The organism is Pseudoalteromonas sp. EB27 (assembly GCF_001974875.1).
GTDB lineage: Bacteria > Pseudomonadota > Gammaproteobacteria > Enterobacterales > Alteromonadaceae > Pseudoalteromonas.
The window spans coordinates 187222-211336 of the sequence record NZ_MTQD01000003.1 but is presented as its reverse complement, the minus strand read 5'-3'; the positions used below and the strand labels follow the sequence as shown (position 1 = coordinate 211336).

Below are 24115 nucleotides of genomic sequence, written 5' to 3'. Positions count from 1 at the left end.
GGTTGAGTAATAAATTACTCTGCGTCAGCTTCTTTATATTTAGCAGCAGTTTCAGTAATTAACGGCTGTAATTCACCGCGTTGAAACATTTCGATAATAATGTCACAACCACCAACTAATTCGCCATCTACCCAAAGTTGTGGGAATGTTGGCCAATTTGCATATGCTGGAAGCTCAGCACGAATGTCTGGATTAAGTAAAATATCAACGTATGCAAATGGTTCACCACATGACATTAACGCTTGCGATGCTTGTGAAGAAAAACCACAATTTGGTAATTTTGGTGACCCTTTCATGAAAAGGATTATTGGATTTTCTGAAATTTGCTGTTTAATTTTATCAATGGTTTCCATCTACAACCTCAAAGTAACGATAGCTAAATATATTTAGGTCTTGAAAATAACTCATCGTGACCACAAATATATAACTTAAAATGGGCAAATAAAGCCGCAATTGAAATAGTCTTTCGCAATAGCATTGCTGTTTGCTTAAACTTGAGTAAAATACTCAACAATTATAGTAACACTATATTACCGCTTGGTATAGGTAACTGCTCTGTTTCAACAGGCTTTACGTATTACCAAATGGACTATCAACCAAAGAAGATGGAGATAAAAAAATGGCATTTGAACTACCGTCACTACCATATGCAATCGACGCACTTGAGCCACATATTTCAAAAGAAACGCTAGAGTTTCACCATGGCAAACACCACAACACATACGTGGTTAAGCTTAATGGTTTAATCCCTGGTACTGAGTTTGAAAACAAATCTCTAGAAGAGATCGTATGTTCATCAGAAGGCGGCGTATTTAACAACGCAGCACAAATCTGGAACCATACTTTTTACTGGAACAGCTTATCTCCAAACGGCGGCGGCGAGCCTACTGGCGCAGTTGCTGATGCAATCAACGCTAAATGGGGTTCTTTTGATGCGTTTAAAGATGCATTAAATGACAAAGCAGTAAATAACTTTGGTTCAAGCTGGACGTGGTTAGTTAAGCTTGCTGATGGTTCACTAGACATCGTTAATACATCTAACGCTGCTACACCATTAACTGATGATGGCGTTACTCCAATCCTTACAGTGGATTTATGGGAACACGCTTACTACATTGATTACCGTAACGTTCGTCCAGATTACCTTAAAGGTTTTTGGTCGCTTGTTAACTGGGAATTCGCGAACTCTAACTTCGCTTAATTAGCCTTTAAACGCTAATGTAAAAAAGACGCTTAGGCGTCTTTTTTTGTTTCTTGTTTATCACACCTAAGCGCCTCACCATTTAATAAAACACTTTTAGTAACATGATCTTTTTTCACTTAAATTTTTAATTTTATTGCACAAAAATACACATTCGTGACTAGACTTTAAAAGGTAAGCACCTTTTTACAGCGGGTTTCGGAGGTTATTATGACGATTTTTGAGCATTACCAAGCACGATACGAAGCGGCACAGGAAGAAGAATACAGTATCGCTGAATTTCTTGAGATTTGTAAAACCGATAAGTCTGCCTACGCCAGCGCACCAGAACGCCTACTCATGGCAATTGGCGAACCACACATGGTAGATACCGCAACGGATGCACGACTAAGTCGATTATTTTCAAATAGAGTAGTTGCGCGCTACCCTGCCTTTGCTGATTTTTATGGTATGGAAGACGCCATCGAGCAAATAGTCTCTTATTTAAAACATGCGGCTCAGGGGCTAGAAGAATGCAAACAAGTGCTTTATTTACTTGGACCTGTTGGAGGGGGTAAATCATCCATTGCTGAAAAACTAAAATATTTAATGCAACAAGTGCCTATTTATTCAATTAAAGGGTCTCCTGTAAACGACCACCCCCTCTCCTTGTTTGATCCTATCGAAGATGCAGACGTACTCAGCAAAGAATACGGTATTAAACCGCGCTACTTAAAAACCATTATGTCGCCTTGGGTTGGCAAACGCTTAAAAGAGTTCAATGGTGATATAAGCCAGTTTAGAGTGGTTAAACGCTACCCTTCTATTTTAAACCAAATAGGCATTGCCAAAACAGAACCTGGAGATGAAAACAACCAGGATATTTCGGCGCTAGTGGGTAAGGTCGATATTCGCCAGCTTGAGCACTTTGCTCAAAATGATCCTGATGCATACGCCTATTCGGGCTCTTTATGTTTAGCTAACCAAGGGCTGATGGAATTTGTAGAAATGTTTAAAGCACCGATTAAAGTGCTGCATCCTTTACTTACTGCAACCCAAGAAGGTAACTACAACGGCACAGAAGGAATTAGTGCTCTGCCCTTTAATGGCATGATCCTCGCTCACTCTAATGAGTCTGAGTGGCAAACCTTTAAAAACAATAAAAACAACGAAGCATTTTTAGACCGTGTTTATATTGTAAAAGTCCCTTATTGCTTACGTGTAACTGAAGAAATTAAAATTTACGACAAATTACTTGAGCACAGCGAGCTGTACAACGCGCCATGCGCACCAGGTACACTTAAAACATTGGCGCAATTTACGACGCTATCACGTTTAAAAGAGCCAGAAAATTCAAGTGTTTATTCAAAAATGCGGGTATACGATGGCGAAACTCTAAAAGACACCGACCCTAAAGCAAAATCGTATCAAGAATACCGCGATTACGCAGGTGTTGATGAAGGTATGACGGGATTATCTACTCGTTTTGCGTTTAAAATTTTATCCCGCGTGTTTAACTTTGATACCACTGAGGTTGCTGCAAATCCGGTGCACTTATTTTATGTGCTTGAGCAACAGATAGAGCGCGAGCAATTTTCAAATGAAATAGAAGAGCGTTATTTAAGCTTTTTAAAAGGCTATTTAATACCGCAATACGTTGAGTTTATAGGTAAAGAACTGCAAACCGCCTATTTAGAATCCTACTCAGAATACGGACAAAATATTTTTGACCGTTATGTAATTTATGCAGACTTTTGGATACAAGACCAAGAATATCGCGACCCCGATACCGGACAACTATTTGACCGCGAGGCACTTAATGCCGAACTTGAAAAAATAGAAAAGCCAGCAGGAATTTCCAACCCTAAAGATTTCCGTAATGAAATAGTGAACTTTGTACTGCGTGCCCGTGCACACAACAACGGTAAAAACCCACTATGGACAAGCTACGAAAAATTACGCACGGTAATTGAGAAAAAAATGTTCTCTAATACCGAAGATTTACTCCCCGTTATTTCGTTTAATACTAAAACGTCTGCAGAGGATCAGCAAAAGCACGAAGACTTTGTGAACCGTATGGTCGAAAAAGGCTATACACAAAAACAAGTTCGCTTGCTTTCTGAGTGGTATTTACGGGTTAGAAAATCGCAATAACCTTCATAGTCGTAGTATATAGGAGGTCAATATGGCGCATTTTATAGATAGGCGTTTAAACGGAAAAAATAAAAGTACGCTTAATCGCCAGCGCTTTATTAGGCGCTATAAAAAGCAAATTAAAGAAGCAGTTTCAGATGCGATTAACAAACGCAGCGTTACCGATTCAAGCTCTGGTGAGAGTATTTCTATTCCACAACGCGATATCAGCGAACCCACGTTTCATCAAGGGCAAGGCGGGAATAGAGAACAAATTCACCCTGGTAACGATCAGTTCACTACAGGTGATAAAATTGAGCGCCCTAAAGGCGGGCAAGGCGGCGGTGCCGGTGAAGGTGACGCCAGCGATTCGGGCGAAGGACAAGATGAGTTTGTATTTTCAATATCAAAAGATGAATACCTTGATTTACTGTTTGAAGATTTAGAGCTCCCTAACTTACAAGAAAACCAACTTGATAAGTTAGTGCAAATGAAAACCCACCGCGCAGGTTTTTGTAGCGACGGCATGCCAAGTAATATTGATATTGTCCGCTCACTTCAAGGCTCGCTTGCACGACGTGTGGCAATGAGTGCAGGTAAAAAACGCCGTTTAAAAGAGCTCGAAGAACAACTTGCTCTGCTACTTGCTAGCCCACATAACGATAAAGCAGCAATTGCTTTATTACAAAAAGAAATTGCAGCATTAAAAGTGCAAATTAAGTCGGTTCCGTTTATTGATAACTACGATTTACGTTTTCGTAACTACGAAAAGCGCCCTCATCCCACCAGCAAAGCGGTGATGTTTTGTATTATGGATGTGTCAGGCTCAATGGACCAGCCAACAAAAGACATGGCAAAGCGCTTTTATATTTTGCTCTATCAATTTTTAACACGCAGCTATAAAGACATAGAAGTTGTTTATATTCGCCACCACACCCAAGCAAAAGAAGTAGACGAGCAAGAGTTTTTTTATTCCCAAGAAACGGGCGGCACTATTGTTTCAAGCGCACTTAAATTAATGAACGAAATAATAAAAGAGCGTTATCACGCAAACGAGTGGAATGTATACGCCGCACAAGCCTCTGATGGCGATAACTGGGCTGACGACACCCCGCAGTGTGGTGAAATTTTACATAATAAGCTCTTAAGCGCAGTACGCTATTTTGCGTATATTGAAATAACCACTCGTGCTCATCAAAGCCTATGGCGCGAATATGAATCCATAACACACAGCCATAGTAATTTCGCCATACAGCATATTCAAAGCGTTGAAGATATTTACCCAATTTTTAGGGAGCTATTTAAAAAAGGTCGTCAACAGCAAAACTCTGCATAGCCTAAAGCGAGGTAGCATTATGAATGATAAACGATTGAGTGATGGCCCAGATTGGACCTTTGATTTATTAAATGAATACCAAGGTGAAATTGCCCGTGTTGCAGCTCACTACAGGTTAGACACATACCCTAATCAAATTGAAGTGATAACCGCAGAGCAAATGATGGATGCTTATTCAAGCGTTGGTATGCCTATTGGCTACAGTCATTGGTCGTACGGTAAAAAGTTCATTCAAACAGAGCAAAATTATAAGCGCGGACAAATGGGTCTCGCTTACGAAATAGTGATAAATTCAGACCCTTGTATTGCGTACTTAATGGAAGAAAATACCCTACCTATGCAAGCACTTGTAATGGCGCATGCATGTTACGGACATAACTCATTTTTTAAAGGTAATTACTTATTTAAAACCTGGACCGATGCTGGCTCAATTATTGATTACTTGGTATTTGCTAAAAACTACATAAGCCGCTGTGAAGAAAAGCACGGTATTACACAAGTAGAAGCCCTGCTCGATTCATGTCATGCATTAATGAATTACGGAGTCGATCGCTACAAACGTCCACAACAAATATCGTTATTTGAAGAGCAAAAACGCCAACAAGAGCGTGAAGACTACCTTCAATCGCAAGTAAATGAATTATGGCGGACTATTCCTGAGCAACAGCAAGAAACCAAAAAGAAAGTCCGCCATTTTCCTTCTGAACCCCAAGAAAATATTTTGTATTTTATTGAAAAAAATGCTCCATTACTGGACTCTTGGCAACGTGAAGTGATACGTATTGTTCGTAAAATTTCGCAATACTTTTACCCACAAAAACAAACTCAAGTAATGAACGAAGGTTGGGCAACTTTTTGGCATTACACCATCCTTAATCACTTATATGATGAGGGAAAGCTCACCGACTCGTTTATGTTAGAATTTTTACAAAGCCACACCAACGTAGTTTATCAGCCACCTTATAACAGTAAGTATTATTCAGGCATTAACCCATACGCTTTAGGCTTTAATATGATGGTTGATATTCGCAGAATATGTGAGCACCCAACACAAGAAGATAAACGCTGGTTCCCTGAATATGCAGGCAGTAATTGGCTAGATACACTGCATTTTGCAATGGAAAACTTTAAAGACGAGAGTTTTATTAGCCAGTTTTTATCACCTAAGTTAATTCGTGATTTTAAATTATTTACTATTATTGATCATACTAATAATCCCCATTTAGAAATTGGCGCAATACATAACGACAACGGCTATAAAGCAGTGAGAGAAGCCCTCTCAGCGCAGTACAACTTGAGTAATCATGAGCCTAACATTCAAGTGTATGATGTTGATATTAGAGGTGACCGTTCACTAACCTTACGCTATGTACCCCATAATAATATTCCTTTAGCAAACTCGCACAAAGAAGTAATTAAGCATCTTTACAGATTATGGGGGTTTAAAGTAAAACTTGAACAAGAGTCAAATTGTGGTGAGGTCTCTATAATTGGTCAGTGTCCAACCGATGACTCTCGACACACAACTGAGTAACAATAGGGGATAATAAAAATTTGTTGTGCTGGTTGGCTTAGCTGACTATACAAACACCCTATTATTTAACTCTAAATTCTGGATATAAAAAATGACGCTTAAGCGTCATTTTTTATATCTTCGTAGGCTATTACTTTATTTCGCCCTGTATTTTTAGACTGGTACAATGCTTTATCTGCAGCCTCTATCCAGCGCTCATGATTTTTAAAATCATTACTGTTACCAGCTAGCCCTATACTTACCGTCATTGTTATTTCAAAGTGTTTATACTTAACAGGGTTAGTTTCAATCAGCACCCTTAAACGCTCAGCAAATACAAAAGCGCCTTCTTTATCTGTATCAAGTAATGTCACTGCAAACTCTTCACCGCCATAGCGCCCTGCAACATCAGTTTCGCGCAGCGTCGTACGTAGTAAGTTAGATAAATGACGGAGCGCTTCATCACCGCAGCTATGTCCGTATTCATCATTTATTTTTTTAAAGTGATCAATATCAAACATTAATAATGTACTACAGCCACCACTTCGCTTAACTCTTAAAAACTCTTGGCGTAGCGTACCTTCCCAGTGTCCACGGTTTGCAAGCTGCGTTAAGCTATCTGTTTGACTTACTTGTTCTAATTTTTTGTTTAACTCTTCAAGCTCTTTTTTATTAACCGCTACATCTGTTACATCGTACAAAATAATACAAATATGGCTAACTTCGCCCATCGTATTTGTAAGAGGGATAAATGTGGCATTTTGATACATGTAATCAGCTTTACCAGTAATAGGTCGATAATTTTTAAACCTAAAAATGTATGGCTGCTGCTCCCAAATCGTAAAAGAGCGGTTTTTTAAAACAAAAACCGATTCTGATTTACTTCTAAACCATTTTTCGTCTATTGCTGGAAATAAATCAAATAGGTCTTTATCTTTTACTGCGCTTGGTAGAAGCCCTGAATGGTTTTCCATAAAACCATTCCATACACACACTTTATAGTCTCTATTAAGCACTACAAGGCCTACATCAACGGTATTGAACATATCCATTAACCAATGGATTTCAGTCATCTCTAAATCAGCAGCCATAACTTAATCTTCTAATAGGTAAGCAACTTTGTACTTCAAAGTTTTAAGTGAATCTTCAGTAAATAACAGCATGAGATCGCAATTTATATCATGGTTTTCAATACCGTAACTAATCTCTATAGCAAGCGTACGCTGCCAACGTGACTTATTTGATTTAACCAGTTCAGACACGTCTCGGTGTTGGCCAAGTACAATCGGGTGCCCTTGGCTAAATGACATATCGAGCTGCTTAGAAAGTCCCGTTAAAATAGCGCCTATCAAAATATTACTAATATCCATAAGCAGCTCAAGTTCAATTTTATCGTTTAACTCACCGTCATAATTCATCAAAGAAGCTATTTCTTTAAAGCTTGAATCATTTAAAAGTAATAGCGCCTCGCCCGAAATACCACCGCCAATAAAGCCCTGGCACACACCCGATGTAGCTGCATTATTGTCTATAGACTGCAGCGCCATATCGAGTTCATTAACTTCCAAAATATTCACATTAGGAATTGGTAGCTCGACAAACACATTAAGAAGGCGCGCAAGTAAATCCCCAGCCTGACCCATAGCAACGTTAGTTAGCTCTTGGTATATATCTCGAACATCAGGGTCGACTTGCTCTCCTAGCGAATGAGAGAGACGCTCACGCATAGCTTTATCTTTAATCCCATGGTGTTCAATTATGCTGGCTAGCTTTTCGGGGGAACATGGCTTTTGAATAAAATCGATAGCACCAAGTTCAAGCACTCTTTGGTGTGCACTTGGCTGTATATCACCAGAGACGACAACAGTGAGTATGTTTAGCCCCTGTTCTTTCATAGCGATTAAAACTTCATAGCCATCCATTTCAGGCATATTTAAATCGAGAAAAAGTATCTCTGGTTCAATTAACTTTATTTGCTTTATACAATCAACACCGTCGAGTGCAAATTCAACTTTAATATCCCAATCTTCAGGTAATGAGCGAGCTAGTTGACGCCTAGCTAATTTTGAGTCATCACATATTAGTACCGATGTTGACATATTATCTCTCTGTTTCTAAACCAGTCATGAGCATTAAAATTACTTTATAGTGGTTTTTATTTTTATTATTGAAGATATATTTTGTAACTTCATGTTAATCAAAGTTTAGCACAGTTACAATTTTTATATTACAGAACTAATCCCAGTTTAATTAGAGCTGTATAATCACTTGGTTACTATAGCGCAGTATAATACACTGACGCCCATTGCGTTAATTTAAAAGGAAATACCTTATGTTACGTTCACTTACCTTTGTTTTGAGTGCATTTTGCTCTGTGGCTATTGCAGCCGATTACCCAGAAAACACGCTAGACATAGGAAAAGTATCTGCACAGGGCAAACCAGTAACTTTATTAGGCAAAGGTGTCTCAGTAGGTGATAGTGCGCCAAATTTCAAAGTAGTTGATGACAACTTCATCCCTGTAACGCTTGAGGATTACAAAGGTCAAGCTGTATTGATAAGTGTAGTACCCAGCCTTGATACAGGTATTTGTAGCCTGCAAACTAAACACTTTAATGAAAAAGTAGCCTCGCAATTTCCTGCGGTTGCTATGTTGACAATTAGTGCTGATTTACCATTTGCTCAAAAGCGTTTTTGCAAAGCTGAAAATATCGATAAAATCACTACGTTATCTGATTCTGTTTGGCGCGATTTTGGCCAAAAATACGGATTAATTATTAAAGATATGGGTTTACTAACGCGAACTGTATTTATTTTAGATGAAAGTCACAACATCATTTATAAACAATTAGTTAGTAGTCTTTCAACTGAACCAGAATATAACAGCGTAATTGAGAAACTTAAAACGCTGTAAAGCCGATTAATTAGCACTAATTAAGCAAGGCTAAATAGACTTAAAATAAAAAACCGCCAATTGGCGGTTTTTTAATGTGCTTTTATAATTAACCTAAAAGCTCACCAAGTTGTGAACTTACAGCTTCAACAGCTTGTGTACCATCTAGTTTGTGGTACTGAGTGTTACCAGCAGCAGCTTCTGCTTGGTAGTAATCAACTAATGGCATAGTTTGTTCGTGGTAAATACCTAAACGTTTACGTACTGTTTCTTCAGTGTCGTCTGCGCGAACAATTAAGTCTTCCCCTGTTTCGTTGTCTTTACCTTCCACTTTTGGTGGATTGTAAACAACGTGGTAGACACGACCAGAACCAGGGTGAACGCGACGTCCGCCCATGCGCTCAACAATTACTTCATCAGCAACATCAAATTCAATAACGTGATCAACCACTACGCCATTTTCTTTCATTGCATCAGCTTGAGGAATAGTGCGTGGGAAGCCATCAAGTAAAAAGCCTTTCTCACAATCCGCTTTAGTAATACGCTCTTTTACTAAACCAATAATAATATCATCAGAAATTAGTTGACCAGCATCCATTACTTTTTTTGCTTCTAGGCCTAGTGGTGTGCCTTCTTTAATTGCCGCACGTAACATATCGCCAGTAGAAATTTGTGGAATACCGTATTTGTCCATTAAAAACTGAGCTTGAGTACCTTTACCTGCACCCGGCGCGCCCAAAAGAATAATGCGCATATTATTGTCCCCTAGTATGGATATTTATTTTAAAGCCTGAATTCTTCCACAAGCGCCGCAGATACTCAAGCAACTTATACTAATTGATGAGTTGTTGATGTATTTACAGCGCATTAAAAAAGGAACACACGTTCCCTTTTATTTAAAGTATATAATTTATACTTTTATTAACTAAATAAGTAGTTAACTACTTACTTAGTTCAAGCATTAGCTTGTTTAAGCGAGTAACGAATCCTGTTGGATCTTTAAGTGTACCGCGTTCTGCAAGTAATGCTTGGTCTAATAAAACATGTGACCACTGTGAAAACTTATCTTCATCTTGTTCGTCATTTAAATGCTTAACAAGTTGGTGCTCTGGATTTAGCTCAAACACAGGTTTTGCTTCTGGGGCTGCTTGACCTACAGACTCCATTAGCTTTTGCATTTGTGAGCTCATATCGTTGTCGTCGCTTACAACACACGCTGGAGAATCTGTTAAGCGGTGCGTAAAGCGTACTTCTTTAACGTCTTCACCTAATGCTGTTTTAATACGTTCAACAAGCCCAGCCATTTCTTTTTCAGACTCTTCTTGTGCTTTTTTAGTTTCTTCGTCGTCAAGTTTACCTAAATCTAGGTCACCACGTGTAATTGACTGTAGTTGCTTATCAGCAAATTCAGTTAAGTGGCTCATCATCCACTCATCAACACGGTCACTTAGTAGTAATACTTCAATGCCTTTTTTGCGGAAAATCTCTAAATGCGGAGAATTTTTCGCAGAGGTAAATGTATCAGCTACTACATAGTAAATTTTATCCTGACCTTCGTTCATGCGCTCAACATATTGCTCAAGCGACACATCTTGCGTTTCTGAATCAGTATGAGTCGAAGAAAAACGTAATAGTTTACACACAGCTTCTTTATTTGCCGCATCTTCAGCTGGGCCTTCTTTCATTACTTGGCCAAACTCGTTCCAAAATACTTGGTAATCGTCAGCTTTGTTTTTAGCCATACGCTCAAGCATTTTAATAATGCGCGATGTACACCCTTTACGAATAGCTTGCGTTACTTTGTTGTCTTGTAGAATTTCACGAGATACGTTTAGTGGTAAATCGTTTGAATCTAGTAAACCTTTCACAAAACGAAGGTAGCTTGGCATGAACTGCTCAGCATCATCCATTACAAATACACGTTGTACATAAAGTTTTAAGCCACTTTGGCGTTCACGGTTCCATAAATCGAAAGGTGCTTTTTTAGGGATGTATAAAAGGCTCGTGTATTCAGTTTTACCTTCAACCTTATTATGTGCCCAGCTAAGTGGATCTTCCCAGTCGTGGCTTACGTGCTTGTAAAACTCTTTGTATTCTTCATCAGAAAGCTCTGACTTATCACGCGTCCACAATGCAGTTGCACGGTTAATACTTTCCCATTCACCTGGTACTGCTGGAATTTTTTCGCCGTCTTCGCCTTCAGACTCTGGTACTTCTGCTTTAAACATTTGTACAGGTGTTGAAATATGGTCTGAGTATTTAGTAACAATGCCGCGCAGGCGGTAATCGTCAGCAAATTCTTTTTCTTCATCACGAAGATGTAAAATAATGTCGGTACCACGGCCTTCTTTTTCAATTTCTTGAAGCGTGTATTCGCCTTCACCTTGAGATTCCCACTCGTAAGCTGTTGTTTCACCCGCTTTTCGTGTACGAACAGTTACTAAATCGGCAACAATAAATGCTGAGTAAAAACCAACACCAAATTGACCAATTAACTGTGAATCTTTACTTTGATCACCCGTTAAGTTTTTGAAAAACTCAGCAGTACCCGACTTTGCAATAGTACCTAGCGAGCTAATTACTTCATCGCGTGTCATACCAATACCATTATCAGAAATGGTAATTGTATTTGCTTCTTTATCTGCGCTAATACGTACACGTAAATCGGCATCACCTTGGTAAAGGTCGCCTTGAGATAGCGCTAAAAAGCGTAACTTGTCTGCCGCATCTGATGCGTTTGACACAAGTTCGCGTAAAAATATTTCTTTATTAGAATAAAGAGAATGAATCATTAAGTTTAATAATTGTTTTACTTCTGTTTGAAAGCCTAATGTTTCTTTTTGTGCTGCAGTCATTTATATATCTCCAATTTGCAAAGTGTCTGCGTTATGCACTTAATATGGGGTGAGGTGTTAGAACTTCAAGGGAAAAATCAAAAAAAGGTGAAACGAAAAAATAGAATATCTCGTTTATCTAAAATGGGTGCGGACAATTAATATGAATCTTTTCGCTTGTTGTTGGATGTTCAAAATATAAATCGCTGGCATGTAATTGTAAGCGTCCTGCCATGTACTCACTTTGTGCACTTTTATATAAATCACAGCCTAAAATTGGGTGCCCTATAAACTGGCTGTGTATTCGTAGTTGATGGGTACGTCCGGTAACGGGCGTAAATTGCACTAAGGTTCTGCACGGTTGTTTAAGCCGCTCAAGCACACTGTATTCACTCACCGCTACTTTGCCCGTCGCTTGGCAAATTTTAACTCGCGGAAAAAGCAGCTTATCCTTTGCTATTGGCGCAGTAATTGACCCCTTATCAACAGCCAAGACCCCTTCGAGCATGGCTACATAACGCTTTTGAATAGTGCGTGCCTGAAATTGCTTATTAAGATGCTTTGATGCTTTGGCGTTTAATCCAACAATCATAATGCCCGATGTGCCCAAATCTAGCCGATGCGGTAACTTAGCTTCTGCAAATGCAGCTGTTAAGCCCTTTTGACCATTTACTAAGCGGTAATGCACTGAGTCCCAATTAAGCGGATTTTTACCTGATAAGCTTAATAGTCCACTGGGTTTATTGATCAGTAAAATATCGTCATCTTGATATAATATTTCAATAAACCCGTCGCACTTAGGGGCTACAAAATCATCAACTATATTGTGTGGTTCTGAAGGTGTATGCGATGTTGAGTTAGCCATTAAGTTAATCATTAAATTAGTCACTATCTTTTGAATGAAGCGCTTTTAAAGCCAATACTTGCTCACGTAAATCGTCTGCTACTACTTTGTCAGCGGCAATCGGGGTACCTACTGCAACCGACACCAAAGACCATTTTAATCGTGGTAGTTGCCACTTAGCTTTTCGGCTAAACATACTTCCCCACAGGCCCCCTAAATGCACAGGAATAACGGGCACAGGTGAGCGCTCAATAATGCGCTCGATTCCACGGCGAAAAATATCGATAGAGCCGTCACTGGTTAGTTTTCCTTCAGGGAAAATACCAACAAGTTCGCCTTTATTAAGCGCAGCAGCCACTTCGTCAAACGCTTTTTTAAACGCTTCCGGATTGGTTTTTTCACTGTTAATGGGAATAGCTTTGGCCATTTTAAATAACCAATGTAGGGCTGGCGAATAATAAATAGGGGCAAATACCATAAACCGGATAGGCCTTGGTGATGCTGCTAAAATAAACATCCAATCTACAAAGCTCACGTGATTACACACTATAACGGCAGCGCCTTCATCTGGAATATTACTTTCACCTTTTGTACGCACTCTGTACATACAAATAGCTAAAATATATATAATAAATCGTAAAAAGAACTCTGGTACTTTGGTATAAATATAAACAGATATAAGCAAGTTTAGCCCAGCAAGTAACAGTAGCAACTCTGAAATACTCCACTCAAAAACAGACAGTGTTACAATGCTCAAAATAGCACTGCCCACCATAAACAACGCATTTAAAACATTGTTAGCGGCTATAACGCGAGAACGACTCGATTCTTCAGTTCGCTGTTGAATAAGCGCATACAACGGTACAGTATAAAAACCAGAGCCAATGCCAATGCCTGCCATCCATACAAAATGCCACAACATGTCGCCTGTTTCTAATAACTGCTCAAGCGTCAATAATTCAAGGTTTTGAGGTAAATAAGAGCTAATAGCAGGCTCTTGGCTCAGTAAGTATAAAAACAAGGTAATTAAAATAGCGCCAAAAGGCACAATTCCTAATTCTATTCGAGAGCGAGAAAGCTTTTCACACAATAACGAACCAATAGCAATACTTAGTGAAAACACAACGAGTGCACTAGTTACTACCAGTTCATCCCCACTCATCGTGTGCTTTACATAATTCGGTAGGGAAGTTAGGACGATTGCACCTATTAACCAAAACCAACTGATCCCAAGTACTGATTTACCAACCGATTCTGTTTGCGAATTAAGTGCTGAAAATACGTTTTTTGTGGATGAAAATATATTATAGGTAAATTTTAAGTTAGGCTCGTTTGCCTCACTAATGGGTATAAAGCGACTGCTCACATAACCCATAACGGCCAGTACTAATACGGCAATACTTATAAGCGTAGGCCCTACTGATTGAGTAATATAATAGGTGCCAAAAATTGTACCAATTAGTATCGCCACAAACGTGCCTGATTCAACCAAGCCATTCGCTTTTGTTAATTCGTTAGGGGCTACGTGCTGCGGTAAAATAGAGTATTTTAGTGGACCAAAAAACGTACTTTGTACGCCCATTAAAAATACGGTAGCTAACATCAGCCAAACGTACTGCGTTAAAATAGAGACTGCCCCTACAACCATAATAGGGATTTCACATAGCTTTACGATTCTGATGAGTTTGGATTTTTCTGTTTTTTCAGCTAGCTGCCCCGCCATCCCTGAAAATAAAAAGAAAGGTAGGATAAATAACCCAGCAGCAATATTTGAATAAAGTGCGCCATCAGCAAGCGTTGCAGCCTGAAATATCAATAGAATAAGCACTGATTGCTTATACACGTTATCGTTTATCGCTGAGAAAAACTGCGTAATAAAAAGCGGTAAAAAACGCTTACTACCCAGCAATGTACCTTGGTAGGGTTGATTATCTTTCATTGTGTTCCTTACTAATTAGATAGATAGCCTACAAGAATAAAACATAACAGGCCACCTCTAAGCTTACCTTAAAAACAAAAAAGCCTACATAATTTAATCATGTAGGCTTTTACAGTTTGTTTTCAAATAGTGGCTTAGAATTAGTCTTGTGTAACTAAACGCCTGCCGCTAAAAGCATGCATAAGCGTTCTACCATCTACTAAATCAAGCTCGCCCCCCACAGGAATACCGTGAGCAATACGCGAAGCACCTACTTTATATTTATGACAAAGCTGAGCAATATAATGAGCAGTAGTATCGCCTTCAACGGTAGGGTTAGTCGCTAAAATAACCTCATTAATACCGCCTTGAGCAAGTTTTTGCTCTAAAACGTCTAAGCCAATTTCTTTAGGGCCGATACCGTCAATTGGCGATAAATGACCCATTAAAACAAAGTATAGCCCTAAGTACTGACCCGTTTGCTCAATGGCAAGCACATCAGTAGGCGATTCAACAACACATAATATGCCGCTGTCTTGACGCTTTGTACTTAAACAAATATCGCACTGAGCTTGTTCGCAAAAAGTACGACAAGACTGACAATGCCCTATGGCTGTCATTGCTTTAGTGAGTGCATTACCAAGCTGAGTGCCCCCTTTACGGTCGCGCTCAAGCAAGTGAAAAGCAATACGTTGCGCTGACTTTGGACCAATGCCCGGTTGGCAGCGCAGTGCTTCTATAAGCTGATTTAAACTATCTGAAAGTTGCATTATTTACTTAAAACGGCATTTTCATACCTGGTGGTAATTGCATACCGCCAGTTACTTTACCCATGCGCTCTTGTGTTTCTTCTGCAACACGGCGTACAGCATCGTTACATGCTGCTGCAAGTAAGTCTTCAATCATGTCTTTGTCGTCTTCCATTAGGCTTTCATCAAGCTGAACACGACGTACGTTGTGGTTACCAAGCATAGTTACTTTAACTAAACCGGCACCGGCTTCGCCAACAACTTCTAATGTTGCAATTTCGTCTTGGGCTTTTTGCATGCGATCTTGCATTTGCTGCGCTTGCTTCATCATGTTGCCCATTCCACCTTTAAACATAACTTTCTCTCTTTCTTTTAATACATTAATTAACATGAACATAAGGGCGATTGTAAGTAATTACAATGCCTGAATACTGTTTTCGTCGATTTCGGCGCTAAATACTTGCTGAAATTGTACTATGTTTTCGTCAGATGTGATCACATCGATTGCTTGTTGATGGCGACCTGCATCAATTTTTTGCTGAATAAGATAAGGAGAGTCAATAACTCCCTTAGCAAAATTAATACTTAACGACACGTTATGCTCATAAATACTCGAAAGTGCGGCATCTAATCTTTGGCGAAGCATCGGTGTATCTAAATGCTTTTGTGATTCATCAACATCTATATGTAAACTGTTGCCTTGCTTGGTAAATATTGAATGCAGTGCAAATTGGCGCATACGACCACCCAGCCCCATACGTTTAATTAAATAAGCCCATTCATCTTGTTGATGTGCAAATCTAATTTCACTAATTGGGCTTTGAAAATCATCAGGCGCAGGAATACTTACTTCCTCTGGCACTATTTCGGGCGCTTTTTGAGGGTTTATCTGCTCAAGTAATTCTGGCGCTAAATTTTCGGTAATTGTTTGGTGCTTTGCTTTAAAATCAATCTTACTAGCTGGCTTTGTGCTGGATTGACTATGTACCTGGGTTTGGCCCCCTGTTACTGGGAGCTCATGCTTTTTTTCACTCTCACCTGCGCTATCAGTAGCCCAAGGAGGGGTATCGCCAGACGTAGTGCTTGAAGGGCCATTAAGCTCACTTGCACTTGTATCTGCACTACCTTGGGCTTTAGGCATTCTTGGATGCTGTTCAGGCTTTTTAGCAGGCGCTTGGCTTGGCTGTACTGCTACATTACTCGCAGATGTATTTGTATTCTTACTTGATAACCTACCTGCACCCGATATGTTTCTGTCACGTAAAATACGGGCAATGGCCGATTGAGCTTGCGCTTCTTGCTCGGCAATTGGTGTAGTTACATTTTGATTAGCTGCAAGCTCTAATGAAGGATCTGAATTTGTATTAGTAGCAGGGTTAAAGCCCTGATCTACAGCGCTACTCATTATATCGTCAAACTGCGAGGCTAACGTTTGTTCAGCATCGCTGTGTTGCATATAAGCTTCATCTTCACTTTGACGCTGGGCTTGATCATCCGAAACAACATTAGCTTGTGGTTGCTCATTAACTGAGACTTGTTGTTCAGGAGTGTTTTCTGTTTGTTGAACCGGTTGCTCTACTGCATCATTCGCTGGTTCATTTTTACTTTGTGCGACTTCATCATTAGATATTTCAGTGGCAATCGTTGGCGCTGATTCAACTGGTTTTGGTTGTTCGGTATTATTAACCGGCAAGGCATTACTTACCTGCTCACGGCTAGTACTTGACAAGCTATTTTGCGATGTTTTATTTTTATTTAATATATCTCGCAGTGCACTTGCTCGGCCTTGCTTATTTTGAGCCGGCTCTTCATTAACTATAGGTACACTTTGTTGAGCGTCTGTAGGCTTAAATGCTAATAGTCTTAGCATGATCATTTCAAAACCTAAGCGAGGCTCTGGTGCCCATTGTAAATCTTTTTTACCATTTAACAGCAACTGATAATAAACTTGAATTTGCTGTGGGCTCGTATGCTGTGCAACATGAGCAATATAATCTACATTTTTTTCATCAAGCCCTGCCGCTTCTGGCACTAACTGGGTTAGTTGAGTCAAATGCGTAAGTGCAATTAAATCATCAAGCAATGCCACATAATTAGGATTACGACTTGCCACTTGTGCAATTTCATCCATTAATGCAGCACCATCTTGAGCAAGTAATGCTGCAAGCAAGCTTTGGCTGTAATGGGTATCCATTAAACCAAGCATTGTTTGTACTGCTTGATTATTAATATCACCATTTGTTTGCGCAATAGCTTGGTCGGTTAAGCTAAGTGCATCACGCATACTGCCATCAGCGGCTTTTGAAATAATACTAAGTGCATCGGTATCAAAGCTAAGCTGCTCTTGAGTAAGTACGTGTTCAAGCTGTGTTTTAATTTCACTTTGCGATAACGCATTTAAGTTAAATTGCAAACAGCGAGATAAAATAGTAACGGGTAACTTTTGAGGATCGGTCGTCGCTAATAAAAATTTCACATGCTCTGGTGGTTCTTCAAGCGTTTTTAAAAGTGCATTGAAACTGTGCTTTGAGAGCATGTGAACTTCATCGATTAGATATACTTTATAACGTCCACGCGTTGGCGCATATTGAACGTTATCGAGTATTTCGCGGGTGTCCTCTACTTTGGTTCGAGAAGCCGCATCTATTTCGAGTAAATCAATGTAGCGCCCTGCTTCTATATCTAAACAGCTGCTACATTGACCACACGGATTTGCAGATATACCTTCGTCGCAATTTAAGCTTTTAGCAAAAATACGTGCAATGGTCGTTTTACCTACACCGCGGGTTCCAGTGAATAAATAAGCGTGATGCAGTCTATTTTGTGTAAGCGCATTTACAAGCGCTTGCTTAACATGAGACTGCCCAACCAATTCATGAAAGGTTTGAGGACGCCATTTTCTCGCTAGAACCTGATAACTCATCGATTACTCGCCTTCGAATTCAACCAATTTTAGGATTTTAATACCCATTTTTTTGATGCGCTGCTCGCCACCAAGTTCAGGTAATGATACAACAAATGCAGCATCTGTGGCTTCACCACCTAGTTTATGAACTAATTTAGCAGTGGCTTCAATTGTGCCACCAGTTGCTAACAAGTCATCAACTAGTAATACTTTATCGCCAGGTACAATTGCATCAACGTGCAGTTCTAGCGTGTCTTCACCGTATTCAAGTAAGTAATCTTGACGAATAACTTCGCGTGGTAACTTACCTGGTTTACGTACTGGAATAAACGGAATGCCTAACGCGTAAGACAATGGCGCACCAAAAATAAAGCCACGTGATTCTGTGCCAATTATTTTAGTAAAACCCTGATCTTTATATTCAGCGATAAATGCGTCAATAGTTGCTTTAAAGGCTTCTGGATTTGCCATTAAAGTGGTTACATCGCGAAACATGATGCCCGCTTTTGGATAATCAGCAATTGTAGTTATGCTGTTTTTGATAATTGCTGGTGTTACTTGAGTCATAATTTTAACTGCTCAATTGTTTATATTACAAAGCAGGTGATTATAACCTTAACTAACCTTTAATTGCGAGTTTGGCGTTATTATAAAAGAAGTATTAAGTGTAGGGAGTGTAATAAGAAATAAAGAGACTCAAGGCTGAAGTAAGCAACAGCCTTAATAAACGCTATGCATTTTAAGTTAAGCTAGTGATCCAGCCTAATATTGCATTTAAACAGCCAATCCCTGCAAATACAGCTAAGAAAGCAAGAAAGTAAGTAGCGTTGAACGGATCTTTAAAGTCTTTATCATCTGACATTGGTACAACCTTTTATTAAGCACGGCAAATAAGGGTGTCATGATAGACGATGTAAAATCATCAATAAAGACCTTAATCTTGATTTTTTGTCACAATGACACCGCGTTCAACCATAGCATTAAGGGTAACCAATGCACCTTGAGCAATTTGCTCTGCATTAAATTGCGGCGCGTGAGCTAATACCTGTTGGCAAACTTCATCAAATGTCGCTCCATCACTTGCCTCGATAATTGACAGCAATAAAGCAGTCATCGCATTGGTAGCCAAAAATTGAACGTCATCATCTTCATCTCTATATACAACAAAACAATTAGGCTGGGCTGATGGCTCTTTAGGTATAAAGTGATTGCTAATATTTTGAACTGGAAATTGATAACTTAAATTTCTTGCCGCTTTCGATAAATACAAAGCAGAACTAGTGAGTGCTGTTGTTTGTAATTTTTGCGCTTGCTCATCTTCATGCGCAATCGATACATCAAGCTCTACCCATTCGTAATGGGCAAGCTCTAGCATAAACACAGGATCGTATTCTTTCATTTTATAATCACTAGATAAGTAATTAACAAACTCCCCTGCTATATCTAAAAAGTACGGCGAATGACAATCATATTCGCTAAAAAACTGACGTACAAGTACCTGCCATTGCTTGTCGGTGTATAAGGTTTTTAATACCGGAAAACCTGATGATATAAAACCTTCAATGTTATTGAAAAATAGGTCGCGATAAATGGCCATACGTCTGTCTTCGATACCGCTGGGCTTATTATTATTTTTAGGCTCGCGAATATGCGCCATAAATTTGTTTTGTATTTCAATAAAGCTCATAACCAGGCACTCTTTTAATATTTATAAAGGCTTATATTAAGCTCGTTGTTTTGAAAAAGTTGAAGTAATGTGTTTAGCTTGTAGCTCATGAATTATATCTAATTCTTTGGTTAACACATCCATAGTAGGAATATTAAAATCGCGCTCAAGCAAGGTTGGAAATACGCCATGCACTTCATATGCCTTATCCAATAGCTTCCACACAGGATCAATGACATCAGCACCATGTGTATCCACTATTAAGTCATCAGCCTCATTATAATGGCCTGCAACGTGCCCATAGGCAATACGATTAGAGGGTAACCCAGCTAAAAACGCTTGTGCGTTATAGCCATGATTAATCGAATTCACATAAATGTTATTCACATCAAGTAAAAGCTTGCAGTCTGCTTGCTCTAAAATGGTATTTGTAAATTCCAGCTCAGATAACTGCTGCCCAGGAGCGGCATAATAAGAAACATTTTCTATCGCAATATGTTGCTCAAGTATGTCCTGTACTTGTTTAATACGTGGAACAACGTGTGCAATAGCATCTGGCGTGAACGGAATTGGCATTAAGTCATACATATGCCCGGTGCCAGAGCAGTAACTTAAGTGCTCACTATAAATTTTTATATTGTTCTCTTCAAAAAAAACTTTTAAAGATTTAACAAATTCAACATCCAATGGTTCGGGTGAACCGATAGACAGTGATAATCCATGACACACAAAATTATTTGCATCTGTTAAAGTTTTAAATTGTTTTTTAAAACGCCCCCCTAGTTTTAACCAGTTCTCCGGCGCAACTTCTAAAAAATCGACTTGATTAGGTACGTGCTCAAGGAGCTCACCAAGCATTTCTCGTCGTAGGCCAAGGCCCACCATCCCGAAATCTGTACTCTGAACTTGTGTCATAACTACCTCTAACTTATCAAAAAAGGGCCTTAAGGCCCTTTTAGCATAACTTATTTAGAATAAGAAATTAACGGCCGCCACATTTACCTTCACCGCACTTGCCTTCCGCTTTAGCTTTAGCGCCTTTAGTATCTTTTGCGTCGCCGCCACATTTACCTTCGCCGCACTTACCTTCAGCTTTAGCTTTCATGCCTTTAGCATCTTTTGCGTCGCCACCACATTTACCTTCGCCGCACTTGCCTTCTGTTTTAGCTTTTGCATCTTTTGCATCGCCGCCACATTTACCTTCGCCACATTTGCCTTCTGTTTTGGTTTTTGCATCTTTTGCGTCGCCGCCACATTTACCTTCGCCGCACTTGCCTTCTATTTTAGCTTTTGCATCTTTTGCATCGCCGCCACATTTACCTTCGCCGCACTTGCCTTCTTTAGCGTCAAGTTGGTAACCTGTCACTAATTGTTGAAACTCAAATGGGTTAGCCTGTACATCTGCAGATACAAAGCTTGCAGAGCCAACAACTACTGCACCTAAAGTTAACGCGATTGTATTTTTTTTAACTGTATTCATTTTGTGACTCTCTTTAATCAAGTATTGTAAATCTCAGCAATAAAAAAGTATTTTAAATTGCTTGTATGCTTAAGTAGACCTGTACAAGAATAAAAACTTTCATTTATTTTCATAATATTTACTTTTGCGGTTTCTACGTTAAATATGGTTGGTAATTACAGATTTATCAATGTGTGATTTACAGGTAAACTATGCGTCCAGTTTTTTATCAAAATTAATCACCTTATGAAACTTGTTTTAGCGCCTATGGAAGGTGTCGTTGATTTTAAAATGCGCCAATTACTCACTGATATTGGCGGGTTCGATCTGTGCGTTACAGAGTTTGTAAGAGTGGTTGAAACATGCTTACCTGACAAAGTTTTTCATCGATTTTGCCCTGAACTACATAATAATGGATTTACGCGAGCAGGTACTCCTGTGCGTGTTCAGTTGCTCGGCCAAGAAGCAAATCCGTTAGCCGAAAATGCAGTAAGAGCAATTGCTTTAGGATCTCATGGGGTCGACCTTAACTTTGGCTGCCCAGCAAAAACTGTAAATCGTAGTCGAGGAGGCGCTGTACTACTTAAAGATCCTGATCATATGTACACTATTATCAAAGCAGTCCGAGACGCTGTAGATGATAAACATGAAGTAAGTGCAAAAATTCGCTTAGGATTTGATGATGACAGTAATAGCCAAGAAATAGTTGATGCTGTGGTAAGTGCGGGCGCAAATAGTATAGCTATACATGCTAGGACCAAACGTGATGGCTATAACCCGCCAGCATATTGGGAAAAAATTCCGCCAATAATAAAAGATAAAAACATTGCCGTAGTTGCTAATGGTGAAATTTGGCAAGTTGAAGACGCGATGCTTTGCCAAAAACGTAGTGGATGCACTGATTTAATGCTTGGTCGTGGCGCCCTTTCGCACCCTGATCTAGCAAAAAAAATTAAAGCTCATGTAAATAACGAACAATATGATGGCCTTCAATGGGAGCATATTATTTATCACTTAATCCACTCTGCTATTCATCAAGACCCTGCAAAAGATGTAAAGTACTTTGCTTCTCGTACAAAGCAATGGCTAGGTTACCTTAAACGCCAATACCCGCAAGCGATCGATTTATTTGATGAAATCAGACGTTTAAAAAGTAAAGAAGATGTGGCAAGCGTATTAAATAAATACGCCAAAGCACCGCAACTTGATTCAAATCATAACGGCTAGATTAAAGCATCTAGATAATATCAGTATAACGAAAAGACAATTTAATAAGGTTGTACTGATAATGCATCATCAAAAGATTCTAAACGATGAAATAGCACAAGTTAAATTGCATATATTAACTATGCTTTCTCAATCAGCCTATCCGGCACACCAGCATTTAATAAAAATTTTAAACAGTACAGCAAACAATGAATGGTTAGACTGTGCAGCACAGAAACTAGGGCCTGAATATGCGCTTTTAATCAATCGCATGACTAAACTAGAAGCAGCAGTAAGCCAAATAGAAATTGGCCAATACGGTTACTGCTGTGACTGTGAAGAAAAGATATCAGCCAAATTGCTTGAACAAGACCCTGCAATTCAACGATGTACAAAGTGCGCATCATGAGCGCACTTAAAAGTTATTACATCAGTTGCTGTATAAAGCTAAATGATTGTCCAGGATAAAGTAATATATCTTCAACTAAATATTGGGCCTCTTCTTGGCTTATTTCTAAGCGTTTCATAAGATTCACCTTTGCTTGTGGCAAAGTCCACGCATGGTAATGAATGCCAATATCTGATTCCATCATTGCAAGCATAAGAGTTTTATCTTTATCGGACATGTTCATATTGCTCGCCATTGCCGGTAAGTCTAGATAAGCAGACTGCCAATCAAGTCCCTCTATTAACTTTTCATCCGAGAGATACTTTACTACAAATGATGTTTGATGAGAGGTAGACAATTTGCTATCGAATACTACATGCTCTGATACTTTTATTTTTTCATTAAGAAGAGTAACCCATTCTAGCGGTGAGTGTACTTCGCCACTGAAGTAATTAAGCTTGCTCTGATACCACTGTGTTCCATTTGGAAGCCCTCTTAAACCAACACTGCCTCTGGGCTTATAACTAGCTAAATAATCGCTAAAAGCTCTTATATGACTCTTAAGTGCTGGTTGAGCATCATTACTTCCTATAGCACTCAATACATAGCTTTGTAATAATGTGAGCTCAATTTTATTCAGCTTTAAATTGCTTTGTTTTGCACTGTCTAGCGTATCTTGGGTTAACTTAAGCCAAGTAATAACATTATCAGGTGTACTTTTTGAGTCCTCGAAAGCAAGCATGTTTTTTAATACATCGACTTGAGCCGGCCAATTAAAATAGCGCTCAGGAAAACGCTCTGCAATAACCAAATAGTTTACTTGTGCAATTTGATTGAGATTAAGGTCCATACCCATTAAGTTCTGATAAATAGTATGACGTTTAGCTAAATATGCATCAGAGAACACCAATTGCTCTTTAGTAATTCTATCGGTTTTTTTAGCGCCTGGTTGTACAAGTGCCATGTTTAAAGTTTTTAAAGCGACTTGCGCATCTTCAAATGACTCATAAGATTGAGGCTGCTTTGAACATGCAGCTAAAAATAGGCACAGTAATAATGAAAAAGAGAGCTTTTTATACATAGTAGTTCCA

The 24115-nt window shown here is 39.2% G+C and carries 23 protein-coding genes; 7 read left to right on the top strand and 16 right to left on the bottom strand.

From position 1 onward, the window contains the following. Positions 1 to 14: 14 nt before the first annotated feature. Positions 15 to 353 carry a Grx4 family monothiol glutaredoxin gene (locus tag BW142_RS05245; RefSeq protein ID WP_004335359.1) on the bottom strand — a complete coding sequence of 113 codons (339 nt, stop codon included), beginning with the start codon at positions 351 to 353 and terminating at the stop codon, positions 15 to 17. Between the two features lie 266 nt (positions 354 to 619). On the opposite strand from BW142_RS05245, the gene BW142_RS05240 reads away from it, so the two are divergent. The 4 genes from BW142_RS05240 to BW142_RS05225 all read left to right on the top strand — a co-directional run bounded on the left by BW142_RS05240 (position 620) and on the right by BW142_RS05225 (position 6183). Continuing rightward, positions 620 to 1201: a Fe-Mn family superoxide dismutase gene (locus BW142_RS05240; RefSeq protein WP_076924132.1), complete on the top strand. Its 582-nt coding sequence runs from the start codon at positions 620 to 622 to the stop codon at positions 1199 to 1201. A 210-nt stretch (positions 1202 to 1411) separates the two neighbouring features. Continuing rightward, entirely contained in the window at positions 1412 to 3334 is a 1923-nt protein-coding gene (locus BW142_RS05235; protein WP_076924131.1) for a PrkA family serine protein kinase, read from the top strand. 31 nt (positions 3335 to 3365) lie between these two features. Beyond that, the gene (locus BW142_RS05230) at positions 3366 to 4649 is read left to right on the top strand and encodes a YeaH/YhbH family protein (protein ID WP_076924130.1); all 1284 of its coding nucleotides are present in this window, start codon (positions 3366 to 3368) and stop codon (positions 4647 to 4649) included. Positions 4650 to 4668: 19 nt separating this feature from the next. Then, entirely contained in the window at positions 4669 to 6183 is a 1515-nt protein-coding gene (locus tag BW142_RS05225; RefSeq protein WP_076924128.1) for a SpoVR family protein, read from the top strand. 98 nt (positions 6184 to 6281) lie between these two features. On the opposite strand, the gene BW142_RS05220 is transcribed toward BW142_RS05225, so the two are convergent. After that, complete coding sequence (locus tag BW142_RS05220) at positions 6282 to 7253, bottom strand: diguanylate cyclase (RefSeq protein ID WP_076924127.1); 972 nt, start codon at positions 7251 to 7253, stop codon at positions 6282 to 6284. Between the two features lie 3 nt (positions 7254 to 7256). Continuing rightward, the gene (locus BW142_RS05215) at positions 7257 to 8261 is read right to left on the bottom strand and encodes a response regulator (RefSeq protein WP_007584074.1); all 1005 of its coding nucleotides are present in this window, start codon (positions 8259 to 8261) and stop codon (positions 7257 to 7259) included. 233 nt (positions 8262 to 8494) lie between these two features. Between BW142_RS05215 and tpx the strand changes: the two genes are divergently transcribed. Next, the gene (tpx, locus tag BW142_RS05210; RefSeq protein WP_076924126.1) at positions 8495 to 9076 is read left to right on the top strand and encodes a thiol peroxidase; all 582 of its coding nucleotides are present in this window, start codon (positions 8495 to 8497) and stop codon (positions 9074 to 9076) included. 88 nt (positions 9077 to 9164) lie between these two features. On the opposite strand, the gene adk is transcribed toward tpx, so the two are convergent. The 12 genes from adk to BW142_RS05155 all read right to left on the bottom strand — a co-directional run bounded on the left by adk (position 9165) and on the right by BW142_RS05155 (position 21451). Then, the gene (gene adk, locus BW142_RS05205; protein ID WP_076924125.1) at positions 9165 to 9809 is read right to left on the bottom strand and encodes an adenylate kinase; all 645 of its coding nucleotides are present in this window, start codon (positions 9807 to 9809) and stop codon (positions 9165 to 9167) included. A 187-nt stretch (positions 9810 to 9996) separates the two neighbouring features. Further along, entirely contained in the window at positions 9997 to 11910 is a 1914-nt protein-coding gene (gene htpG / locus BW142_RS05200) for a molecular chaperone HtpG (RefSeq protein ID WP_076924124.1), read from the bottom strand. A 118-nt stretch (positions 11911 to 12028) separates the two neighbouring features. Further along, entirely contained in the window at positions 12029 to 12766 is a 738-nt protein-coding gene (locus BW142_RS05195; RefSeq protein ID WP_076924123.1) for an RluA family pseudouridine synthase, read from the bottom strand. Between the two features lie 4 nt (positions 12767 to 12770). Next, entirely contained in the window at positions 12771 to 14672 is a 1902-nt protein-coding gene (locus BW142_RS05190; RefSeq protein WP_076924122.1) for an MFS transporter, read from the bottom strand. 140 nt (positions 14673 to 14812) lie between these two features. After that, the gene (gene recR / locus BW142_RS05185) at positions 14813 to 15421 is read right to left on the bottom strand and encodes a recombination mediator RecR (RefSeq protein ID WP_008165968.1); all 609 of its coding nucleotides are present in this window, start codon (positions 15419 to 15421) and stop codon (positions 14813 to 14815) included. Between the two features lie 7 nt (positions 15422 to 15428). Next, positions 15429 to 15755, bottom strand: coding sequence for a YbaB/EbfC family nucleoid-associated protein (locus BW142_RS05180; protein ID WP_002962306.1), 327 nt, complete (start codon positions 15753 to 15755; stop codon positions 15429 to 15431). A 60-nt stretch (positions 15756 to 15815) separates the two neighbouring features. Then, on the bottom strand, positions 15816 to 18323 hold the full coding sequence (gene dnaX / locus BW142_RS05175) for a DNA polymerase III subunit gamma/tau (protein WP_076924121.1): 2508 nt from the start codon (positions 18321 to 18323) through the stop codon (positions 15816 to 15818). Between the two features lie 3 nt (positions 18324 to 18326). After that, the gene (apt, locus tag BW142_RS05170) at positions 18327 to 18872 is read right to left on the bottom strand and encodes an adenine phosphoribosyltransferase (protein WP_007375861.1); all 546 of its coding nucleotides are present in this window, start codon (positions 18870 to 18872) and stop codon (positions 18327 to 18329) included. A 172-nt stretch (positions 18873 to 19044) separates the two neighbouring features. Continuing rightward, positions 19045 to 19167, bottom strand: coding sequence for a hypothetical protein (locus tag BW142_RS20905; protein WP_002962301.1), 123 nt, complete (start codon positions 19165 to 19167; stop codon positions 19045 to 19047). Between the two features lie 72 nt (positions 19168 to 19239). Then, the gene (locus BW142_RS05165) at positions 19240 to 19992 is read right to left on the bottom strand and encodes a putative DNA-binding domain-containing protein (protein ID WP_076924120.1); all 753 of its coding nucleotides are present in this window, start codon (positions 19990 to 19992) and stop codon (positions 19240 to 19242) included. 36 nt (positions 19993 to 20028) lie between these two features. After that, on the bottom strand, positions 20029 to 20886 hold the full coding sequence (locus BW142_RS05160; RefSeq protein ID WP_076924119.1) for a DUF692 domain-containing protein: 858 nt from the start codon (positions 20884 to 20886) through the stop codon (positions 20029 to 20031). 67 nt (positions 20887 to 20953) lie between these two features. After that, positions 20954 to 21451 carry a hypothetical protein gene (locus BW142_RS05155; RefSeq protein ID WP_076924118.1) on the bottom strand — a complete coding sequence of 166 codons (498 nt, stop codon included), beginning with the start codon at positions 21449 to 21451 and terminating at the stop codon, positions 20954 to 20956. 225 nt (positions 21452 to 21676) lie between these two features. Here BW142_RS05155 and BW142_RS05150 point away from each other — a divergent pair, with 225 nt between their 5' ends. Both BW142_RS05150 and BW142_RS05145 read left to right on the top strand, forming a co-directional pair. Continuing rightward, positions 21677 to 22657 (top strand): tRNA-dihydrouridine synthase, encoded by a 981-nt coding sequence (locus tag BW142_RS05150; RefSeq protein ID WP_076924117.1) that lies wholly within the window; start codon positions 21677 to 21679, stop codon positions 22655 to 22657. Between the two features lie 61 nt (positions 22658 to 22718). Next, positions 22719 to 23045: a conjugal transfer protein TraR gene (locus BW142_RS05145; RefSeq protein WP_076924115.1), complete on the top strand. Its 327-nt coding sequence runs from the start codon at positions 22719 to 22721 to the stop codon at positions 23043 to 23045. Positions 23046 to 23061: 16 nt separating this feature from the next. On the opposite strand, the gene BW142_RS05140 is transcribed toward BW142_RS05145, so the two are convergent. Continuing rightward, on the bottom strand, positions 23062 to 24105 hold the full coding sequence (locus BW142_RS05140; RefSeq protein ID WP_076924114.1) for a hypothetical protein: 1044 nt from the start codon (positions 24103 to 24105) through the stop codon (positions 23062 to 23064). Positions 24106 to 24115 lie beyond the last annotated feature (10 nt).

Bases quoted from the DNA above. Each gene is read 5' to 3' on its own strand.
- BW142_RS05245 (WP_004335359.1), bottom strand. From the start codon at position 353: ATGGAAACCATTGATAAAATTAAACAGCAAATTTCAGAAAATCCAATA.
- BW142_RS05240 (WP_076924132.1), top strand. From the start codon at position 620: ATGGCATTTGAACTACCGTCACTACCATATGCAATCGACGCACTTGAG.
- BW142_RS05235 (WP_076924131.1), top strand. From the start codon at position 1,412: ATGACGATTTTTGAGCATTACCAAGCACGATACGAAGCGGCACAGGAA.
- BW142_RS05230 (WP_076924130.1), top strand. From the start codon at position 3,366: ATGGCGCATTTTATAGATAGGCGTTTAAACGGAAAAAATAAAAGTACG.
- BW142_RS05225 (WP_076924128.1), top strand. From the start codon at position 4,669: ATGAATGATAAACGATTGAGTGATGGCCCAGATTGGACCTTTGATTTA.
- BW142_RS05220 (WP_076924127.1), bottom strand. From the start codon at position 7,253: ATGGCTGCTGATTTAGAGATGACTGAAATCCATTGGTTAATGGATATG.
- BW142_RS05215 (WP_007584074.1), bottom strand. From the start codon at position 8,261: ATGTCAACATCGGTACTAATATGTGATGACTCAAAATTAGCTAGGCGT.
- tpx (WP_076924126.1), top strand. From the start codon at position 8,495: ATGTTACGTTCACTTACCTTTGTTTTGAGTGCATTTTGCTCTGTGGCT.
- adk (WP_076924125.1), bottom strand. From the start codon at position 9,809: ATGCGCATTATTCTTTTGGGCGCGCCGGGTGCAGGTAAAGGTACTCAA.
- htpG (WP_076924124.1), bottom strand. From the start codon at position 11,910: ATGACTGCAGCACAAAAAGAAACATTAGGCTTTCAAACAGAAGTAAAA.
- BW142_RS05195 (WP_076924123.1), bottom strand. From the start codon at position 12,766: ATGATTAACTTAATGGCTAACTCAACATCGCATACACCTTCAGAACCA.
- BW142_RS05190 (WP_076924122.1), bottom strand. From the start codon at position 14,672: ATGAAAGATAATCAACCCTACCAAGGTACATTGCTGGGTAGTAAGCGT.
- recR (WP_008165968.1), bottom strand. From the start codon at position 15,421: ATGCAACTTTCAGATAGTTTAAATCAGCTTATAGAAGCACTGCGCTGC.
- BW142_RS05180 (WP_002962306.1), bottom strand. From the start codon at position 15,755: ATGTTTAAAGGTGGAATGGGCAACATGATGAAGCAAGCGCAGCAAATG.
- dnaX (WP_076924121.1), bottom strand. From the start codon at position 18,323: ATGAGTTATCAGGTTCTAGCGAGAAAATGGCGTCCTCAAACCTTTCAT.
- apt (WP_007375861.1), bottom strand. From the start codon at position 18,872: ATGACTCAAGTAACACCAGCAATTATCAAAAACAGCATAACTACAATT.
- BW142_RS20905 (WP_002962301.1), bottom strand. From the start codon at position 19,167: ATGTCAGATGATAAAGACTTTAAAGATCCGTTCAACGCTACTTACTTT.
- BW142_RS05165 (WP_076924120.1), bottom strand. From the start codon at position 19,992: ATGAGCTTTATTGAAATACAAAACAAATTTATGGCGCATATTCGCGAG.
- BW142_RS05160 (WP_076924119.1), bottom strand. From the start codon at position 20,886: ATGACACAAGTTCAGAGTACAGATTTCGGGATGGTGGGCCTTGGCCTA.
- BW142_RS05155 (WP_076924118.1), bottom strand. From the start codon at position 21,451: ATGAATACAGTTAAAAAAAATACAATCGCGTTAACTTTAGGTGCAGTA.
- BW142_RS05150 (WP_076924117.1), top strand. From the start codon at position 21,677: ATGAAACTTGTTTTAGCGCCTATGGAAGGTGTCGTTGATTTTAAAATG.
- BW142_RS05145 (WP_076924115.1), top strand. From the start codon at position 22,719: ATGCATCATCAAAAGATTCTAAACGATGAAATAGCACAAGTTAAATTG.
- BW142_RS05140 (WP_076924114.1), bottom strand. From the start codon at position 24,105: ATGTATAAAAAGCTCTCTTTTTCATTATTACTGTGCCTATTTTTAGCT.